This is a genomic window from Chroococcidiopsis sp. [FACHB-1243], from assembly GCF_014696895.1.
In the GTDB taxonomy this organism is placed as follows: Bacteria; Cyanobacteriota; Cyanobacteriia; order Cyanobacteriales; family Chroococcidiopsidaceae; genus Chroococcidiopsis.
Genome location: NZ_JACJQX010000029.1, coordinates 34,592 through 49,895, shown reverse-complemented (window position 1 = coordinate 49,895; position 15,304 = coordinate 34,592). Strand labels below are relative to the sequence as shown.

Below are 15,304 nucleotides of genomic sequence, written 5' to 3'. Positions count from 1 at the left end.
ATTATGTGTTCTCTAGCAAATCAGTCGCCTTTCTCCACTCCGCCAACTACGGGACGAACTCCAGTGTTAGAGAAAGGATCGCCGCCACCCGTCCAGTTGAAATCGCTAATTCGCAAGCTAATAGAACCGATTTCTAGTTCGGGATTGTAACGCAAGACAACGCCGTAGGTACGCCGACTGTATTCTAAAACGTAGTCGGTACTGAGCGTGTCGTTGTTGTCTAGGTTGAATGATGTTTGAAAACCGATGCGAAAAGGACCGTAAAGTTGCTGGGTAAACCCAAAGCCTAAAACCCGAGTATCGGCAGCACGGTCAAACAAAAACGGCGATATACCACTGCGGATACCTTCGGAATAACTGACGTTAACGCGAGTGTAGTCCAAAAATGGGCGAGAGAAATGACCGATTTGCCCTTCTAGTCCTACCGTACCGATTAAGGTTGATTGGTTGTCGCCATTACTATAGAAACTGCTAGTTCCTGTGACACCAGCAAAAGCTGCTAAGTAGGGAACGACTGGAACGGGTGTGTATTTCAGTCCTTGCTCGGCTGTTGCAGGTAAACCTTTTCCCTCCCAAAGTAAAAAACCGCGATTGAGAGCTACACTACCTTGAAAGCGACCGAGAGACGCGCGATCGTTTTCCCGCACGGTATCTAACAATTCCAAGCGGTCTGTATTGGCATTAATATATTGATAACCTAGTTGATAGCTTAAATTAATACCTGTATTCCCCAACGGCACGATGGGAGAATTCACAATTCCACCAATGCTACTTTGGACATCTTGATATCCTAAAGTACCGTTATACAAGCGATCGCGGTAGCTAGCTTCCAATGAGACGGTATGGGCTAAACGTCCGCCAACTAACTGTTGAAAGCGCAAACTGCCGCGTAAGTTGTCTTCTAAGTCACCAAAATCTAGACTAGTTAGGATTGCCGAACCAGTTATCGCATTTCTCAATCCCGTACTCGCCCTCAGATTTGCCCTCAAGCCAAAATACTCTGAGTCAAAGAAATTACCATTTCCCTCATCGATTGCCTTTTGCACGAAAAACTGAGGCGTAACGCTGAACTGAACTGCATCGGCATTGAAAATAGGGAAATTGCGTTCGATAAAAATTCCGCCGCGATCGTCGCCATCAAAACCAATTTGAGCCAAGGCGGGGTTGGTTTCGCGCTGGTTGCGATCGATCACTGCTTGGTCGCGGGGAATTGGTAAGGCAAATCTTTGGTCGAATACCAAACGTTGCTTTTGGGTGCGAATGCGATCGCGTTGAGGTGTTTCTCGCACCAACGTTACCCGATCTGCCCTCAGTTCTAACTCTGGTGGTGAAAATGGGTCGTTTGTAATTCTGACATTTTCTGCCTGCCAGCCTTCGCGGTAGAAATCGATCTTCTCGGCTTCAAATCGCAGCCGCTTTACCGTCCCACCTTTTTGATTGAGTGGAGGAACGCCAGCTATGCCCCTTTTACTGCCGTAGTTGATATTCAGTCCTCCGGCGCTGGTGACTTGCTGTAATGGCTGACTGGGAGCAAAGCGATCGCCACCTGGTAAAACGCTACTCGTAGTCACGTCAGACTCAATTGGCGCGGCAAAATCGCGACTCGCTGAGGGAATAAAAATTTCCCCTCTCCCCCCTTGGAGAGTCCCGCTATCTTGGATGATGTTGAATGTAAACCGTTCTCCCCTTAAGACTTGTTTTCCCGTGGTGTAGACAACATTACCTTCACCGACAGCAATTAAATTCGGAATGCTAACTTGCAAGCGATCGGCGTTGAGGACTCCATCTTGCAATCTCACCTCAACCCTACCTTCTGCTGTCACGATGCGGCGATTGGCATCATATTCTTGACGGTTGGAATTGACTTCTATCACCCTACGTTTCGTCGCTGGAACGTTCGTAGGTGTTGGTGGCGGCGCTTGTTGCGGCTGCGTTTGCTGAGGAGGACTAGAAGGTGTAGGGGCGCGAAAATCTAATTCTTGAGGACGAGTTTGGTTAAGTTCTGAAAGGTTTGTTGGTGTCTCGACTTGTGCCAACAGCTTGTTAAATTTAACGATCGCCCCAGACGGGCGAAAAGCAGGGATTGGTTGCGCTGGTTTTTTGACAGCAGAAGTCCGATGACAGATAGCGGCAGCGGAGCAGATAAAATTTTCTTCTACCTTCTGTTTTTTGTTCTCCGTGCCAATTGGTTCTATCCCTATATCTTTCTGAGCAATATCAAACTGCTCCGCACCATAGCTGACGGTCACTTCAGAACCTAACATCACAGCCTTTTTTATGGCGATCGCGGCTGCGGTTCTGGTCGTCGCTGCTGGAGAGGTAGCAGATTTAGCTGTCAACAATTCAGCAACAGCAAAAGGTCGCTCTTCTCGACTGCGGGGCGGGAAAATTTGCTTTGGTGTTAGATGTTGAACGAGAGCGGGTGGTTTGGGCGGTGGCACAGATTGAGTCATATTTCAGCTAAAGATGCAAACAACCAGCCCAGAGTATAACCAACCAACGCACAGCTTTACCGCTTGTTGCTAGAAATTGAGCGCGTTGGCAAATCCAAACGCGCTGTCACATCACTTGCTAGTAAAGGTTTCTTTTTATCGTTACCTAGTTATTATTACCTAGTCGAGATCTCTCCGACCGGGGTTACGAGCTGGGTCATTAGACAAAAAGCCAAAGACGAACAGCGTCAAGAAAAAACCAACAACGATATATACGACAATCTTAAGCGTCAGCATAGGTGTATCTCCAAGCTGTATGAGAAGCTGATATTTGTGTCTGATTCAACTCAGACAGCTCTCCTAATCATACATGAATAAGCGGTTAGGGACTAAAGAGAGCTGAGGAAGCAAGACAACTCAAAATTCACGCATTCACGCATTCAAAATTTCCCACTCGCAAGAGCGCAAGAACGCCTTTCACCAATTACCAACTACCCATTACCCATTACCCATTACCCATTACTACTAACAACAATCGCTAGTCACTGATAACTACTTCTGGCTTGTCGTCTCGGTCTGGTTGGTAAAGTTGTTTTGGTGTTGCTACGCTCATTCCTGCTACTGGTGCGGCAGTCGTCATGATTTTGGTGCGGCTTTGAGACTTCCAGTGCTGATATCGCAGGAAAGGAAATGAAGCGACTTTTTTCGCTAAAGCCCAGAAAAATACGTAACTGGCTAGTAACCGCTCAAAAGCCCCAAATCGAGATTCTCTCAAATCCTCAATCAGTTCTTTTTGATCTTCGGCATTTTGGTCTTTAAAGTAAAAAGCGGCATTTCTAAAATAAAAATACTCATCGTTACCTTCTAAAACGAGCGCGCTACTGAAGCCTTTGCGGGCAATTTCAGGGTTAGCACCCATGACAACAACTTCTGGTCCCACATCAATATTTCTCACGCCGTCTGCTTGTTTGCCAGTCATGATGGCAGCGTTTTCTTGGTGTTTTTGCTTTTGTCCCCGCCTACCATCGGGTACGCCCAGAAATAACAGAGTCCCTCTCACGACTCGATGTCCAAAATCATGCAATAAATCGTCTGATGGATTTGCCCCATGGACTTCTAAAGAAGCAATGCCATAGCTGAGAGAAAACAATTTGCTGACATAGGATTTTAATAATTTGCTCACCCAAGGCACATCACCAATGACCAAGGTTCTTTTGCCAATTCGGGCGAGGAGTTGTCTGCCTTGAAAATAGCGCAGTCCTAGCGTCCAGAGCCACGAACCGAAAATGTATATGGCAATGTCAATTAAATTAACAACAGGATTGACTATTCCCAAAAGAAGTGCATCTTGAGGTATATGAGCTATCCAAACAATCAGATTCAAGATTGTCTTAGCTAGGGGAATTGTCTGACCGAAAGGAATTGCCCATCCAACTGTAATCGCGACATATAAAGTATGAATTCCCCAGGCTAGAGGTGTTTCTAAGATATGGAGCGCCCATGTGCGACCACCTGCGATCAGAGTTCTTCGGATCGCAGTTTCAATTGTGTTTCCAGTGGGAGTTGTCCCCATAATTTGCACGACATTGATATCGAGAAAGTCATCCTTCATTTTTTCTAAGGCGGCGAGACTTTCTTGAGTCAAGGTCATCCCAAAGGGGCTAGAGTCAGGAAAATGATGTTTGACTTGCTTTGCTAGATAAAGTAGCAATTCCGTTAAAGTATGTTGAGCTGCGGCAACTGCGATCGTGGCAGGTTCGGAAGTTCTGCGTCCGCTCCCATTGACAAAGATATTGTGACGCACGGTATTTGAGTGCTTCGGTTGAATCACCCGAGAGCCTAAAAAACTGCTTAACTCTCCAGTCAAGATAAACAGTTCGCCGATGATGTCTTGCCGATACAACTGGTCGAAGGTATTAATTGCCTGCACCGTAGGAAAGGTTTGACCGGATTGAGTAATTGCTAGGACGATTGAATCTTTGCCGAGCTGCAAGCTGCTAAAGTCGTGCTGAAGTTGCTGCAAAACTTCGTTGGAAGAGATAACCCGCACGTTGAGCCACGGAAAGACAATCTTTAAATCCTGGGCAAATCTCTCTCCCAGCCACAAACTATTTTCTACTCCAGTCACGAGCAGATCGACAGACGGTAATTGCTGCATGTGTCCGGTCAACCCAGCGCGCACCATTTTTTGCCGCTTTTGCTCGAATTTATGCGCTTTTTCACAAAAGAGTTGAACCAGATAATCTGCACTTTGGCGATCGAGTGAAGCTGAATTTTGCCACGATAGTCTAATTTCTGCCAGAATTGGCGGAATTTCTCGACAGTCGGCTGCAATTGGATCTATAGCATCGTTTTCGGGATATTTAACGTGGGGTAGATAGGGATGATCTGCCATTGATATCCATCTATCTTTGAGGTCTGATGAAGCGACTTCGCACTTTTGGCTCATGGAGTAAACTGCAATGTCTTTGGCTGTAACCATTGCAATTTCTCCCATTTTCTGATCTAAATCTAAACGATAAGACTCTGGCAGATTTAGTAACACAGCGTCAACGGCGGCTGGTTCAGAAGCATAAACCATGTATTCGTCTTGCCAATTGAAGCCAATGGACATCGGTTGTCCTTGAGCGCTCAGTACCAGTCGTCCTTCGTCTAGGGTAGAAACCGTAACTAAACCAAAACTCCCTTCGGCTCTCGACATGAACGTTTTGGTAGCAAAATACAAGTCGTTGTGGAAAAAAGCATGAATTGCTGTTCTGACAAAGATGACTCTTCTTTGCCATGACCATTGGCTCATCGAGCTATCGTTGGTCGTTGCTTGTAAAATATCGTGTTCTAGACGACAAAAGTATTGGCTAGAAGCGGGAGAATCTGGAGCTGCTAACAGCTTGCGATACAGCACGAAGATATTTTCAAACGTGGCTGCCCAATTACCGATCTCTTGCGGAGAAGGGGCTGTATTCGGGGCATCAACGGCAGGTTTTTGTCCGCCAAAGGTTGACTCGATTGAAGGAGCGATCGCTAGTTGATAAGCTAATCTGACCGAAGCATCCCACATACCTTGAGTCACCAGTAAATCCATCATGCCCGCAATTTTGGGCGAATCTCCTCGCGTGTGGTTGGGGGTATGCAAGACTCTTTCTAACCACCAGCCTAACTCGGTATTTCCAATCGAGCGATCGAACAGCGTCCAAGCATCAAAATCGCCGTTATGGGTAATGCGATAATTGACGTTTTTGTGCTGGTGAACCCACTCTCCCTCAAGAAATTGCCATACAGATGCTTGTCTGGCGCTCATCCATTCATGCCAGTGAGTTTCCAATACAGCCGGGGGTCCGCTCGTGCCAAAGCGATAGTGCCACACCCCCATGACTGTCGATTCTAGAGGCTTAATACCTGCGATTGCTGCTCTGCGTCTTTCTGCTGCAAAAGCTGTTTCTAGAGATTTTGTCAAATTATCTCTTTTTTTGTTAACAACTTTTTTCCCGACAAATACAGTCTGACGATCGCGGTTTGTTGCCACAACCAGTCCACCACCAGCTTGTTCGCCACGAATTTCTGTCTCTCTACCCATTGCATGAAAGACGTTTACCACTCTTTCTGGCAAAAGCTGGCGCGGGTCGTCGTCAGCATGACGCTGACCTAAAAAGCCAAAGTTACCGCAGCAAAAAATCTCTGCAACTCCAGTTACTAACGCTGTCAGATCTGACCAGGAGCTAAGCATAATGAGCAAATTGGCACCCAGAAAAGATTGACTGAAAAACGCGCTAATCAAAGCGATCGCTCGCTCGTCCCTCGTCCAAATATCGCCAAAATAATCGGCAGAAAATTGCCATGTTATGGCAATAGCCAGAAGATTAAAACAGAACCCACCTAGAGCTTTAATTCTGATCCGCCACGGAGTGAAATCGCCTGCTGCTACCCATAAATCGGCTCGATCGCATCCAGGAATAAATATTGGCCCAAAAGGTAGTAGCGATCGCAAAGTTACAGCAATACTTCTATGTTCGAGAATATTGACAATATTCAGGGCGTTTGGTTGTCGGTCGAGAGTGGCGATCGCGATCGCATGTCCTAAGCCATGAATGACAATCGCACTATTCCAAACCAATCTGAGTAATGTTGCACTCGATATAAATAGTAAAACAGTAAAAGGAAAATAAAAATTATTTGTACTAATAACCGGAACGAGTACAGCCGCTGTAATTTCGGGAAAAACGTTTTTGAAACAAGAAAAAAATTTTTGCCGCTGCAACGACTGAATCAAAAGTAATGAGATAACTTTCATAAAAATAACTATTGACTCCGAGCGTAAAGATGCACCCTTGATGACTCAAATTGAAATATAAAAGAGAAATCGAATTACATATTGTATTTTTCGCTACTGAAATCTAGTATTTGTTAATACTTAGAGCGCGAAATGTTTGTAGCATAAGGAATAAAGCATCTATCGCTAGACAGAAATATTACAAAATTTTGGCAATTTAGTTCGTGAATTTAATAAACGCCGAGCCTCGCAGTAAATGCAGTCAGCGCTATTTTGTACCGCGTTTTCCAATTTCAGAGCTATTAACTCCGATCGACAATTGATTGTATGAATTCATACTTACAGATTAGATAAGCGCAAAAAATTGGGAGTCATTCTCAATATCGAAGAGCTTAAGTATAATCATTTGTCATATTAAACAGTTTACTAAATAGCGTTATTAAGAGTAAGATGAATCTACCCTGAGTGTTTTATTTTTTGCTATGGAAGTAGAGTTTCGTAGACTGCATCGTCAGCTTGCTCCAATTCTTTTTTTACCTCTACTTGCTAGTGCGCTGACTGGAGTTGCATACCGCTTGGGCAAAAGTTGGTTTGGAGTTTCTAACTCAGTTGGTGATGTTTTGATGACAATTCATCAAGGTGAATATCTGGGCAAACGTCTCGTTCCCATATACATTATTCTGACTAGCTTGGGGATATTGGGAATGAGCGTAACAGGTACGCATTTACTCGATCGTCGGAGTAGCGATCGGGAGCTAGCAAAATCGAATATTCGTAATATCCACCGGCTGCTTGCATTGATTTTACTTTTACCACTTTCAATCAGCGCCGAAACAGGTGTAGCCTACACAATAGCAAGGGATTGGCTCGGTTTATCTAGAGAGCAAATCGGATTTTTGCTAGAAATTCATCAGGGATTATATTTAGGAGGGACATTCAGTAACTTTTATATTCTCTTATTAGGTTCGGGTTTAGTAGTGCTATTAATTGCTGGAATTAGAATGACTTCGTTAATCGGCAGTCAAATTCCGCGACAGCAACCGCAGCAATCTCCCGTTCAAACATTATCACCCTCTGCTTTAGCTAATACAGTTGCTTTACTCCGCAGACAGGCTTGGCTGGGACTCATCTTATTTTTAATTGTGTTTTGTAGCGCTCTGTACGGCATCACGTCACGAGTAGTTCTGAAAAAATATAACGTAGCAGTGTCTGATGTATCGCTATCTAATTTTTCTGCTCAAGACTTGCTAATTCCAATTGGGATTCTCGGCTTGGTCTGTGGCGTATTAGGTGCGATCGTAGTAGAGAAACTAATTCAGAACTGGCGGCGACAAAAAGAAGTTCAATCTGCCTTGTATGAAAGTGAAACGGCGAGTAGTACTATATTAAGAGCGCTGCCAGATTCTATATTGCGGATGAAACAAGATGGTACGTGTCTGAGTTATATGCCAGCAAAAGAAGCTAATTCATTTATTTTGAATGGAGATATCTTAGGTAAGAACGTGAATGAGTTCTTACCAGCAGAAACGGCAAAACAGCTGATTGAATATGCTCGATTAGCTCTGAGAACTGGCGCAACTCAGATTTTTCAATTTCCGGTTTCTTTCAAGGACAAACAGCAGTACCAAGAGGCACGAATTAGTACAATTGGCGATAAAGAATTTTTGATTATTTTTCGCGATCTCGCCAATTTAGAGCAACACAAAGTAGAGCAAAATTAGGGAGCAGGGAGCAGGGAGCAGAGGGGCAGGTGAGCTTCAGGTGCAACAACCAACAACCAGCCATTACCTATTACCCACGCCCCAAACCCTTTCTTTATTGATAACCGATCGCTCATTCCATCTGCGGCATTAACTGAAGCATTCCAATGCCTAAATCTTTAGATGAAAGAGATCGCGCTTCAAATAGAGCCATCATATCTTTCATTTGGGGTTGTCCCCGCGAAGCACCCATCAGACCTCTGGCGACGATTAAGCCGCAATAGCCTTTGGTATGCTTGCAGCGATCGTTCCACTTCTTTCTAGCGACGACGTGAACTGGATCGTCTTCTAAAAATTCGCCAAACAAAAATAATTCCCCATTGTTGGTTTGCAATACTCCTAAATCATAGCGATCGCCACCAAACGGATCTGCTCCGGGATTAAAACCGATACCTCTAAGTCCTCCCGCACTCAAGAGAGCCTCAATCGCTTCTTTGGCTTTAGGACGGGAAGTTTGAATCAAAATCACTGGCAATCCATCTCCTGCTTCTGTAGGTTTGCCGACTTGCTGATGGGTGACTTTCTGGCGCAATTGCTGCACCATTTCCCAAGACACAACCCCCAAACTGAGAAAAGAATCTTCTGGGATTAGGTCGTCCCGTAAAGACTGAAATAGAGGCATGTTGTCCAAATCTTCTGCTTCTATTGCCTCAGTTGCAACTGCATCTGCCATTTCCTCTAACTCTGTAGCCAAATTCGGCAAGGTGGAGACAGTCACGCTGAGGGGTTGAGATTTTTTCTCCGACTGGGATGAAGGTAGTGTAATGCGATAGTTGCGGCTAATCTCAGGGAACGTTTTCCCGCCTAGTTGTCGCCGCTCGTTTCGCAAAAAGCGATTTAAAGCTTCCAAAGCAACAAAGACAGCACTAGCCTCCTCCTCATAGAGGACAGAGCGCAGTCCTTCTAGAGGATGGATATTACCAAAAGATGGCTCAATCTCCGACAGGGGTAGGTCTGCTAGATCGACAAATTCTCCACCATCATCCATCTCTTCCGAGCGCTCGAAAGTGAGAAATAAGCAATCTTGTTTGAGAAATGCTTCTTCTAGCTGTTCTGTGGCATCTTCTTCAATCAAAACTTTCGCCCGAAATCTTTGCAAGGATTCAGCAGAGCGATAGAGCAAAATGCCATATTCCATCCCCAACATTCCCATCACGGAAATATATAGGGTTTCGATGTCAAAATGGTTAAGCTTGACGGCGATAATTTGGTGTTCTTCTAACAACTCCCAAGGAGCAGCTTGCCAGATCTCAAATGCTTTCTTCTTGAGGGCGGTGGCATATTGAGGTGGTAATTCGGGGGGATGAGCTTCCCCAAATTCTTCAAAGCCGCGATACAATTCATCAATTAGCGGTAGATCGGGGACGTAATCGATTGCGATGTCTAATTCTTGTAACACGCCGCGCAAATAAAACTGAATTTCGCGATCGCGCACGACAATTTTTTGAGGACGAGCGGGTTTGGCGGGACTGTTGGGATGCTCCATTGCCCGCAACAGCGTGCGCACGACAACTTCGGGTCCGCTGTCGGTAGCCACGACATCCATTGCCCGCACGACTCCTTGAGAGCCATCGACCCACAAAATACACTCGCTCCCTGCCTCTGCGTCCCCTCTTGGGCTTGGCGCTGATAACGTGCGGCGATCGCCCTCCCAGACACAAGGAATTTGATTCAATTTCTGCAAACGCCGTCGCGTGGAGCTATTTAACGAAGTTGTCATAGACCAACCAAGCCAATCAGGGAGACAGTGCAAACTTTCGATCTTACTTAGGTGTGGGAGTTGTAGTTAAGCAATTGGCAGCCTTGCCTCAGCCAACAGGAGTTGTATTTTCCCCGATCCCGTTTCATCCAATTAGACCTATCAATTCTAGGATAGAAATCTTTGTGGTGCTTTGGTCAGGATCGTTGACAATTTCTCAAACCGCACCTCGGTTGCCGTTACAATGGACGAAAAAGCTGCATATTGCATTCTAAAACCATACCAGGAGTTGTAACAGTCTATGACATCAGCAACCCAGTCTCAACAGCGAGGCATTCAGTTAACCCAAGCAGCTCTGCAACACATTTCATTTCTGCGCGATCGCCAAGGGCAAGACCTCTGCTTGCGGGTGGGAGTGCGTCAGGGTGGCTGCTCTGGAATGTCTTACATGATGGATTTTGAAGATATTAGTAAAGTTAGAGCCGATGATGAAGTCTACGATTACGAAGGCTTCAAGATCGTGTGCGATCGCAAAAGCATCTTATACCTCTATGGCTTACAGCTAGATTACAGTAATGCCATGATCGGTGGCGGCTTCCAATTCACGAACCCCAACGCCAATCAAACTTGTGGCTGCGGGAAATCGTTTGGTGTTTAATATAATGGCTGAGTGGTAATAGGTAATAGGTAATTGGTAGTTGTGTATCCATTACCCGTTGCCCATTACCCATTACCCAAATTCCTGCCGTTGACAATGACTGACACAGTTGCATCCCTCTTTGAATCAGCACTCGAACGCTACAAGGCTGGCGAAGAACCAGAGAAGTTAATTCCAGTTTTTCAAGACATTTGCGATCGCGCTCCCAAAAGCAGCGCTGCTTGGACTTGTTTGGCGTGGTTGTATTTATTACGCGATAAATCAAATGCTGCCCTCAAAGCGGCGCAAAAGGCAGTTAAGTTACATCCCCAAGATGCCCAGTCCAGAGTTAACCTTGCCGTAGCAATGCTGGAAACCGGACAAAAAGGCGTGCGAGAACACGTCGATCGCGCCATGCAGTTCATCATGATTGATTCCGATATGCGGGATGAAGTCAAGCAAAACATTGCCGATGGCATGAGCCGCAAACCAGATTGGCAAAGCATGGAACGAGTTAGGAAGTGGTTGTTTGAAGCTTCTGAATGAATGGTAATGGGTAATGGGTAGTTGGTAGTTGGTAGTTGGTAAGTATTCTCCCCCTCAGCTCCTCAGCTCCCAGATCGCTCCCTCAGCTCTCTTTCCCCCTGCTCCCTGCTCCCTGATAACTATTACTTACTAAAAACTCGACTCAGCACGAAGGGAGCTATGCTTTGGATTGGTAAGATGTGTTGCACGGCTCCTAATGCGATCGCTTCTTTTGGCATTCCGAATACGATACTGGTTGCTTCATCTTGGGCGATTGTCGTTCCTCCAGCTTGGGCGATCGCTTGCATTCCCATAGCACCATCTCTACCCATTCCTGTTAGTAGCACGCCCATGATTCCCTTACCGTAAAATTGGACAGCAGATTTAAACATGACTGTAACTGAGGGGCAGTGACCGTCTACAGCGCCAGTTGCTCGGTTAAGCGTAAATTTGCCTAGAGAACTAAATTCTAAGTGACACTTTTCTGGTGCAAAATAAATCGTTCCCGGTGATGGAATTTCCCCATTTTGAGCAATCTTAACTTTGACTTGACACTCAGTTGCTAGCCAACTCACCAATCCATGCAAAAATCCTTCGCTAATATGCTGAGTGCAAATAATGGGGGCTGGAAAGTGACTTGGTAGATGGCTAAAAAGCTTCTGTAATGCTTGAGGACCACCTGTAGAAGCGCCAACAGCCACCATCCGAATCGAGGATAACCTACTATAAGATCCTAAAATTCTACCTTGAACTAGGGGTTGAGCTGCGATCGAGAGTACGGGCTGCTTCAATGGTTTGGTGAAGACGCTGACACCAGAAAGCACTTTGATTTTGGTAATTAACTCTTGCTTAATGCGATCGTACTCTGAAGGTGTTCCCATTGCAGGTTTGGGAAAGACATCGATCGCTCCAGCTTGTAACAACTGAAAAATCGTACTGGTGTCGCTTGCCTGTACCGAACTGCTGATAACTAGAATTGGTAAAGGGTGTTTTGCCATCACCTGTTTGGTAAACTCCAGACCATCCATTTTTCTCATGTGTAGGTCTGTACAAATTACGTTAGGTTGCAGCTCTGGAATTTTTTCCAAAGCTTCCTGACCGTTACTAGCCGTGCCAACAACTTCTATTTCTGATGTAGCAGCTAATAGCTTTTTCAGAATTGCCAGGACAACAGGTGAATCTTCAACTAATAAAACTTTTACTGGAAATTTTGACATCAATTGGATCTCGAATCAACCGTACAAAAGTGATACAAATGGCATAGAGACGTTACATATAACGTCTCTACACCGCGCAGATATTCTGTTGGCGCACTTCCTGTAACGATTATGTGAGTGGTTTAGCGCTGACTTGTTTGCTTGCCAAAACTCGAATTTTGGTAATTAATTGCCGCTTCAGTTCTTCTTGATCTGCGGTTGAGACAGATAGGGGTTTAGGCATCACATCAACGGCTCCAGCTTGCAAAACTTGGAACACATTATCAATATCTTGCTTTTGGACGGCATCGCTCAAAACTAAAATTGGTAATGGAGACTTTGCCATGACTTGTTTAATGAATTCCAAACCGTCCATTTTGGGCATTTTCAAATCCGTACAAATTACTTGAGGTTGTACTCTAGGAATTAAATTCAAAGCTTCTGCACCATCTTGAGCTGTACCTACAACCTGCACTTCTGGTGCAGAATCAAGCACTTTACGGAAAATGCTCATAGCAACGGGAGAGTCATCGACTAATAAAACTTTAATTGGTGTCATGGCAGTTATCAGTTATCAGTTATCAGTTATCAGGGAGTCGGTAGGGGCGCACAGCAGTGCGCCCGTACTAGGGAGTTGGGAGTCGGTAGGGGCGCACAGCAGTGCGCCCGTACTAGGGAGTTGGGAGTCGGTAGGGGCGCACAGCAGTGCGCCCGTATAGGAGTCGGGAGTCGGTAGGGGTGCACAGCAGTGCGCTCGTATAGGAGTTGGGAGTCGGTAGGGGCGCACAGCAGTGCGCCCGTACTAGGGAGTTGGGAGCGATCGGTAAAAAAGTTTTGACTTTTGACTTTTGACTTTTGACTTTTGACTTTTGACTTCTTTCTAAACAATTGCCTGCAATTGTTGGGCGACTTGATTGAGTTGCTGAGTTGAAACGCGAACTTGGTTGATGCCAGCCGCCGTATCTTTTGCACCGAGGTTGATTTCGTTCATTGCTGAGACGACTTGCTGCACGGAAACCGCTTGCTGCTTGGCGCTGAGGGAAATTTGTTGGCTGTTGAGGAAAACGTGGTTAACGGCATCTGCGACTCCGGTGAAGGATTCTACGGTTCCTTGGGCTAAGCGCAGTCCATAATCAACTGATTTTGTGCCTTCGTCCGTCGCCATTACAGTGCCGTTAATTGAAGCTTGAATGTCGTTAACTAATGCATTAATCTTCTCGGCAGATTTCTTACTTTGGTCGGCAAGTTTGCGAATTTCGCCTGCAACGACACCGAATCCCTTACCGTGTTCGCCTGCCCGTGCTGCTTCTACTGCTGCATTGAGGGCTAACATATTGGTTTGGTTGGCAACATCTGCAACTAAATCGGAAATACTACCAATTTGAGTCGTTTGTTCTGATAATCGCATAATTTGCTCGGCGATCGCCCCAACTTTATCGCGGACGGTGGACATTTCTGCCATCGTTTGATGTACGGCTTTGCTACCGTTATCGGCGAGTTCTAAGGCTTGACGCGCCCCAGCAGCAGAGGCTTCAGCTTGTTCGGCAGATTGGCGAGAAGCCGCACCTAGTTCTTCTACAGTGACGGTAGTTTGGTTGACAGAACTTGCTTGTTCGGTGGTGGTGCGTTCTTGTTGCTCGACTGTTGCTCCAATTTCAGTAGAGGAGGAAGCGACAGCATTGGCAATTTGTTGAATTAGTTTAGCTGTACGGCTGGCGAATAGAATTGCTAACCCACCAGCAACCAATAAAGTAATCCCAGTTCCTAACAATAAGTTGGTGATGAGTTGCTGCTGCCCAGCAAATACAGATTTTGTATCTTCTGCTAAAATTACGCTCCAGTCAAGTTCTGGCATTCCTTCCATGTTTGGTACTGGCGCGTAGGAAACTAATTGTTCTGTTTTGTCAAGGCGATCGACATCAATCGCTGTAGCTATTTTTTTCTCGGCGTGCATTTTGACAAAGCTAGCAAAGTCTTCTTTAGCATCGTGACCAACTTGTTCTGCTTCCCGCGCTGCAAAGAACTTATCATCAGAACTCACGAGATGATATTCTTTGCTACTCGATCCGGCTTGTTGCGCCTGCTGTGATGCATTGAATATTTTTTCATTCAAAATGCTATCTAAGCTTTTTACGGGCATACGGGTGCGAACTACGCCGATCATTTTGCCTGTATTAGCATTAATTATCGGTGCAGCTAAGTGAATCGCAACATCACCAGTTGAAGTTTTTCTAGGTTGTACAATGACTGGCTGTTTAGTTCTCATCACCTCCTTGAAATAATCTCGGTCTGCCAAATTCGTTGATGTTTCTCCAGTCGTGCGCAAAATCACTTTCCCCGACAGATCCATGACAGCAATACTGTCGTAAACGCCATAAATTCTCATAAATCCATCTAGCACGTTTTGTCTTTGCTGCTGAGTAATTTCTTTTGTGCCTTCGGGATTATTCAAAATTGGCAGTCTAGAAATAACTCGAATATCACCAGTGCGCTCGAACATAAAACGCCCGACCTTATCTGCTAAAGAAAAGGTAAGAGATTCTTGCGATTGAATTGCATTTTGGCGATAGTTGTTACTAGCAGAAATATAGTTGCTAACTCCGATCGCCATAGCTGGCAACGTACCGAGGGCGATAGAAAAAGCGATTGCTTTAGTTGTTAATGAAAACTTCATGAAAGTTATTCCTTGTATTTGATGCGATTTTTAGGTGAAGTTTTGAATTGGTAAACTAGTTTTTGACACAATTACCAATAAGTTTTGCGCTACTATTTCTAGTTGTTGAGTACC

General features: G+C 45.3%; 11 protein-coding genes. 4 read left to right on the top strand and 7 right to left on the bottom strand.

Features of this window, described 5'->3' with window-relative positions:
- Positions 1–20 precede the first annotated feature (20 nt).
- The 3 genes from H6G17_RS21000 to H6G17_RS20990 form a co-directional block, all read right to left on the bottom strand.
- A complete protein-coding gene (locus H6G17_RS21000) occupies positions 21–2,453 on the bottom strand; it encodes a DUF3769 domain-containing protein (RefSeq protein WP_192160504.1) in 2,433 nt (810 codons plus the stop codon).
- Positions 2,454–2,612: 159 nt separating this feature from the next.
- Positions 2,613–2,729, bottom strand: coding sequence for a photosystem II reaction center protein I (locus H6G17_RS20995; RefSeq protein WP_015152134.1), 117 nt, complete (start codon positions 2,727–2,729; stop codon positions 2,613–2,615).
- A gap of 241 nt (positions 2,730–2,970) precedes the next feature.
- Complete coding sequence (locus tag H6G17_RS20990; protein ID WP_192160502.1) at positions 2,971–6,720, bottom strand: hypothetical protein; 3,750 nt, start codon at positions 6,718–6,720, stop codon at positions 2,971–2,973.
- Positions 6,721–7,181: 461 nt separating this feature from the next.
- Between H6G17_RS20990 and H6G17_RS20985 the strand changes: the two genes are divergently transcribed.
- The gene (locus H6G17_RS20985; RefSeq protein ID WP_192160500.1) at positions 7,182–8,420 is read left to right on the top strand and encodes a PAS domain-containing protein; all 1,239 of its coding nucleotides are present in this window, start codon (positions 7,182–7,184) and stop codon (positions 8,418–8,420) included.
- A gap of 112 nt (positions 8,421–8,532) precedes the next feature.
- Here H6G17_RS20985 and H6G17_RS20980 read toward each other — a convergent pair whose 3' ends face one another.
- Positions 8,533–10,179, bottom strand: a complete 1,647-nt coding sequence (locus H6G17_RS20980) for a hypothetical protein (protein ID WP_192160498.1) — start codon at positions 10,177–10,179, stop codon at positions 8,533–8,535.
- Positions 10,180–10,459: 280 nt separating this feature from the next.
- On the opposite strand from H6G17_RS20980, the gene H6G17_RS20975 reads away from it, so the two are divergent.
- Positions 10,460–10,816, top strand: coding sequence for an iron-sulfur cluster assembly accessory protein (locus H6G17_RS20975; protein ID WP_015152130.1), 357 nt, complete (start codon positions 10,460–10,462; stop codon positions 10,814–10,816).
- Positions 10,817–10,912: 96 nt separating this feature from the next.
- A complete protein-coding gene (locus H6G17_RS20970; RefSeq protein WP_192160570.1) occupies positions 10,913–11,341 on the top strand; it encodes a tetratricopeptide repeat protein in 429 nt (142 codons plus the stop codon).
- A 122-nt stretch (positions 11,342–11,463) separates the two neighbouring features.
- Here H6G17_RS20970 and cheB read toward each other — a convergent pair whose 3' ends face one another.
- Together cheB and H6G17_RS20960 are read right to left on the bottom strand one after the other, a co-directional pair.
- A complete protein-coding gene (gene cheB, locus H6G17_RS20965) occupies positions 11,464–12,537 on the bottom strand; it encodes a chemotaxis-specific protein-glutamate methyltransferase CheB (protein ID WP_192160496.1) in 1,074 nt (357 codons plus the stop codon).
- A gap of 109 nt (positions 12,538–12,646) precedes the next feature.
- Positions 12,647–13,075: a response regulator gene (locus tag H6G17_RS20960; RefSeq protein ID WP_192160494.1), complete on the bottom strand. Its 429-nt coding sequence runs from the start codon at positions 13,073–13,075 to the stop codon at positions 12,647–12,649.
- On the opposite strand from H6G17_RS20960, the gene H6G17_RS20955 reads away from it, so the two are divergent.
- On the top strand, positions 13,074–13,235 hold the full coding sequence (locus H6G17_RS20955) for a hypothetical protein (protein WP_192160492.1): 162 nt from the start codon (positions 13,074–13,076) through the stop codon (positions 13,233–13,235). The two genes, H6G17_RS20960 and H6G17_RS20955, sit on opposite strands and share 2 nt — an antisense overlap.
- 161 nt (positions 13,236–13,396) lie before the next feature.
- On the opposite strand, the gene H6G17_RS20950 is transcribed toward H6G17_RS20955, so the two are convergent.
- Positions 13,397–15,190 carry a methyl-accepting chemotaxis protein gene (locus H6G17_RS20950; protein ID WP_192160490.1) on the bottom strand — a complete coding sequence of 598 codons (1,794 nt, stop codon included), beginning with the start codon at positions 15,188–15,190 and terminating at the stop codon, positions 13,397–13,399.
- Positions 15,191–15,304: the final 114 nt, after the last annotated feature.